At 65.3% G+C, this 3,968-nt stretch carries 5 protein-coding genes and 2 pseudogenes; 2 read left to right on the top strand and 5 right to left on the bottom strand.

The window, feature by feature from the left end:
* Positions 1-189: 189 nt before the first annotated feature.
* A pseudogene (locus ACIKT0_RS14440) lies at positions 190-468 on the bottom strand (peptide chain release factor-like protein); the annotation flags it as partial.
* Between the two features lie 366 nt (positions 469-834).
* On the opposite strand from ACIKT0_RS14440, the gene ACIKT0_RS14435 reads away from it, so the two are divergent.
* Positions 835-1,236 carry a hypothetical protein gene (locus ACIKT0_RS14435; protein WP_407106015.1) on the top strand — a complete coding sequence of 134 codons (402 nt, stop codon included), beginning with the start codon at positions 835-837 and terminating at the stop codon, positions 1,234-1,236.
* Positions 1,237-1,474: 238 nt separating this feature from the next.
* Here the strand turns inward: ACIKT0_RS14435 and ACIKT0_RS14430 are convergent, their stop codons facing one another.
* The 4 genes from ACIKT0_RS14430 to ACIKT0_RS14415 form a co-directional block, all read right to left on the bottom strand.
* Positions 1,475-1,612 carry a hypothetical protein gene (locus ACIKT0_RS14430; protein ID WP_407106013.1) on the bottom strand — a complete coding sequence of 46 codons (138 nt, stop codon included), beginning with the start codon at positions 1,610-1,612 and terminating at the stop codon, positions 1,475-1,477.
* Positions 1,613-2,034: 422 nt separating this feature from the next.
* On the bottom strand, positions 2,035-2,514 hold the full coding sequence (locus ACIKT0_RS14425) for a MarR family winged helix-turn-helix transcriptional regulator (RefSeq protein ID WP_407106012.1): 480 nt from the start codon (positions 2,512-2,514) through the stop codon (positions 2,035-2,037).
* Positions 2,515-2,880: 366 nt separating this feature from the next.
* Positions 2,881-3,132, bottom strand: a complete 252-nt coding sequence (locus ACIKT0_RS14420; protein WP_407106011.1) for a hypothetical protein — start codon at positions 3,130-3,132, stop codon at positions 2,881-2,883.
* 355 nt (positions 3,133-3,487) lie between these two features.
* The gene (locus tag ACIKT0_RS14415; protein ID WP_407106010.1) at positions 3,488-3,652 is read right to left on the bottom strand and encodes a hypothetical protein; all 165 of its coding nucleotides are present in this window, start codon (positions 3,650-3,652) and stop codon (positions 3,488-3,490) included.
* Positions 3,653-3,788: 136 nt separating this feature from the next.
* Between ACIKT0_RS14415 and ACIKT0_RS14410 the strand changes: the two are divergent.
* Positions 3,789-3,968, top strand: a pseudogene (locus ACIKT0_RS14410) (transcription elongation factor); the annotation flags it as partial.

The raw sequence follows: 3,968 nt of genomic DNA, 5'->3' as shown, positions 1-3,968 counted from the left end.
AACTCGTAAAACAGCGCCGCCTGGTCGACCTGCCGTTCACCCATCATCGCCGCCGCCCTCCGCCCGCATGACGGAGTGAATCAGCGACGGAGCCCCGCTTCAACGGCCGAGTTTTTCAACGGAATCGACCCTTAGCGGTACTTCAGAAGGTCCGCTTTGAGCTGGGAGGGCGAAGCCGTTCCCGGCTTCTCACGTTTCTCGAAACGTCCGCTTCGGATCGCCGCGTTCGACCGAGATCCGGTCGAGCCATTCGGCGCGCTTCGCCGCGAGCGCCTCTTTGGCTGCGACGCCGGCGAGAAGCGTGCCGAGGCGTTCGAACGCCCGCTTCCGGTTCTGGTGCTGGGAACGGCCGTCCCGCGCCACCGCCCACAGCCCCGTGGGAACATGCACCGCACGAACCGCGCTTTCGGTGACGTTCTGGTGCTGCCCGCCCGGGCCGCCGGCGCGCATTGCCTCGAAGCGGACCTCGTCCTCTCGAAGCGCGCGGCGCGGGCGAACTGCTTTTTCCGCCCGTAGAACGTCGCCTCTGCACGCTCAGCTTGCGGCAGATCTCCTTGATCGTCCCGTTCCGAGGCCTGCCGAAGGGCGGAGGCGATCTGCTCGTCCGAATCTCATTTGCAGTTCATGGCATCCCCAGCTGAAGGGATCAGGTTGCCCGAAAAGTCGCTCTCAAATCGAACGAGTTCGACGGTCAGAACCATTAAGTCGCGGGCTATCCTCTTGCAACTAGCATCTACCGAAGTTGCGACATCGTATCGCTTTCGTCTGGCGGCCGCGGCGTGCTACTCAACGTCTCAACTAGAAAACGGCGACGTCAGCCCGCAGGAGATCTCAATGAAAATTCAACAGGGCGCTTCGCCATCAGTCAGTATCCTGATCATGATTGCCGTCGGACTGGTCATCGGCGTCTGCACGGCCGCGATAGTCCAGGGCACCGGACTGGGTGGGCGGGCCGTCGCTCTCCTGTCAGGCGGGGCCGCGGTGCTCGTGGCGAGCTTCCTGCGGTTTAAGGTGATGAGGGGCTCCCATCCCGGAGGCGCCGCCGAGGGATCGCTCGTCGGCACCATGGTCATATATGGCCTGATTTCGACGGTCGCCGGTGGTCTGGCGGGCCATGACATATACAATTTGTTCGACGCTCGGCTGCCTGCCCTCTTGGGCGCGATCGCCGGCCTGCTGTCGGTTTGCGTGATGTCGATCGCGATGATCACGTTCCACGAAGACCGTCGGCTGTAACCCGGCAGCGAGACGCGCCCCAGGACCGGGATCAGATCGGCCTATCAGCGATGATCCTGAGGGCCTGCGCCCCCGGATCGACAAGTTGCCCGCCCCCGCGGAGCGCTAGGCGCGGACGACGATTCTGAGCGTCTTCGGAGAGGGTGCGGAAGCTGGGAAGGCGAAACTACGGGCTCAAACGCCCGCTCCGACGAAGCGCCCGGAGTGCGGGGGCGCCGGGCAAAAAATGATCGGGTATCTACAGACACAATGACCTGAGCCCGGCCCCGCGCCGGGCTTTTTCATGCGCGTCAGCTTTCCCCTGCGTCGCGGCCATCTTCATCGCCGCCACATGGATCACGCACAGGATCAGGCCGTTAGCGCCGGTGATGTCCATTTGCCAATTCTGATCGACCCAGAGCTGGCTGGCGTGCTCGGTGAGAAGGGCGCCAACGCGCTCTGCGGCTGCGGCGCGAGCAGCCCTGGCGACGGCCTCATCCAGTCTCCCGCGTGCATGAGATGCGACGGCATGCGGATTTAGAAACCGCTTCTCAGGGGGCAGAACGCCCGAACGGGCATATCGAGCGGGGATGCAGATGAGGAGCAGGCCAGATATCAGGAGACCAGCTTAGGGGCCGCACCCCTGATCATCGGAGAGCGCAGGCCACCGGGCAGGCACCCTTGGCTCTGGCTTTCCGCAGCTTCGAGCGAGAGAACTGAGAATGAACGATTTTGAGGAGGGCTGAAGGTACTGCTCGTTCGGCCTCGGAACGAGGCCTCGATCGTTTGAGGGAGCGGGGCGGCGTGTTCATTGAGGCGCTACGGGTCTCTCGATGATCCTGCGCCCGAGCCTTGGATGTGGCCGTACAGAGCATCGTTCAGCTGTCTGACGCGCCTGTTCAGTTCGCCTAGCTCCTGCGCCGACTCCCCCGAGGCAGTCAGCAGGGCGTCGCCAAGGCAGCCTGCCCCGGACCGCAGCGCGCGACCCTGATCCGTCAGCGTGACGATGACCTGGCGTTCATTGTCGGGGTTGCGCGACCGGCGCACCAGACCGGCGGCCTCGAGGCGTTTCAGCATCGGCGTGAGCGTGCTGGACTCCAGCGCCAGATGCTCCGCGATCCCGCCGACCGTCCGGCCGTCCGACCTCCACAAGACATTGAGCACCAGAAATTGCGGATAGGTCAGGCCGAGGTCGTCGAGCAGCGGCTTATACAGGCGCTGAATCGCAATTCCCGCTGAGTATATCGCGTAGCAAAGCTGATCCTCGAGCGGCACGGGTCCACATAGGTCTTTGGCCACGGGCGATCCTCTCGTCGGCAAGCAGGCGCTTGCAAATGGGACATGCCGCGAGACGATGTCTTGATCAGTCTCTAGCACAAGGGACATCCCGTCTCGGTCGGAAGCGCGCTCCTTTCCTGGCGACGGAGGCTGGCCAGCTCTGCGTGCGGCGCGGCCCTTGGACCGAAAAGCGACGCGAATAGCTCCGGGTCGTCTGGCTCCTGAGCGAACGGCGCCAGCAGCGTCGCTCAGTCGCCCCGCTGTCGCAGCAGGGTGCTGGCGGCTGTCTGGCGCCGTCCCCGCGGAGCCGCAGCTTGGCTCCTCAGGGTGATCATGACGGCAGCGCGCCGGCGAAGCCGCCGCCTCGCCGCTCCCGGCCTTGCGGTTCTAGGAATGCTCGTAATGTTCGATGGTGGAAGTCGTGCCGGGAGAGTTCGAGCCGACGCCACCGGTGATGCCCATGCGGCTCTTGGGTTCCGTAGAAGCAGGGCGGTCCAGCCCTTCGGCTCGGCTCTTCTCGAGGGAGAGGGCGTGAACACGTGCGTCGAGGTAGCGCTGGGTCGAAGCGTTGTCGCCGCGCGCATAGGCGCCGGTGCTGACGAGGGCCGCTGTCGCGAGGGCGAAGAAGAAGGTCTTCATTGGAGTTCTCCATCCTAATCAATCGCGATAACTCTTATCGCGATAAAATCGAGTTTGGTCGGACCCCGGCTTCTGTCAAGGGGTAAATTTTATCGCGATAAGCGTCTGGCGGTCTTGCTCAGGATGAAGGCCGCGCGGAGCTTTCGCCTCCGCGCCGCCGGAGAGCGGGGACGCGACGCACCAAACACCGCGCGCGGGACGCCGGGAAGCCGGCATCCCCACTACCCCCAGAGCGGCGACCCGACGTCCCGCGCCTTCCCCTCCCCGGAGGGGCGATTTCTTCAGCCCTCCAACCGCGCTTTTCCGCGCGGGCCGCGGACGCATGTCCGCCGTTCCGGCGCCGGGCGCGGCGGGCTCAGTCCTCGTGGTCCGGAATCTTCAGCGCGTGGCCGCAGGCCTCGGCGCGGTTGGCGGAGAAGGTGCAGACGAAGCCGCTGGCGCCGGACAGGAAGGTCGCGAGGTTGACCACCGCCCGCGCCGCGTCCTCCACGACGTGTTGGGAGCGCTGCGACCTCGACATTCGCCCTCCTCTCCCCCACCCTTCTCTCATCCCCACCCGGGGGAAGCGTCTTCGGAGGCGCTTGCGGGCGGGAGCGGCGTCTGCGGGGGTTACTTCAAAATCTCCCGGACAGCGTCGGGGTCGGAGAGTCGGAAAAATGAGCGTCGCTTTCACCAAGGAGCAGGATTTCGAGTCGGTCGCGGCCAATCTGCCGGACCGGCCGATCTCGTCCCACCGCAATCTGGTGACCCCGGAAGGCCTGGCCGAACTCGACCGCGCGCTCGCCGAGGCGCGCGCCGCCTACGCGGCCGCTCAGGCCTCGAGCGACATCGCCGGC

The organism is Hansschlegelia beijingensis, assembly GCF_045505405.1.
Classification (GTDB): domain Bacteria; phylum Pseudomonadota; class Alphaproteobacteria; order Rhizobiales; family Methylopilaceae; genus Methylopila; species Methylopila beijingensis_A.
Note: the sequence above shows the minus strand (reverse complement) of the source record. Positions and strands in the feature narration are given on the sequence as shown.

What these genes read in the sequence shown, in the direction of transcription:
- ACIKT0_RS14435 (WP_407106015.1), top strand. Translation starts at nt 835, where the DNA reads ATGAAAATTCAACAGGGCGCTTCGCCATCAGTCAGTATCCTGATCATG.
- ACIKT0_RS14430 (WP_407106013.1), bottom strand. Translation starts at nt 1,612, where the DNA reads ATGGACATCACCGGCGCTAACGGCCTGATCCTGTGCGTGATCCATGTG.
- ACIKT0_RS14420 (WP_407106011.1), bottom strand. Translation starts at nt 3,132, where the DNA reads ATGAAGACCTTCTTCTTCGCCCTCGCGACAGCGGCCCTCGTCAGCACC.
- ACIKT0_RS14415 (WP_407106010.1), bottom strand. Translation starts at nt 3,652, where the DNA reads ATGTCGAGGTCGCAGCGCTCCCAACACGTCGTGGAGGACGCGGCGCGG.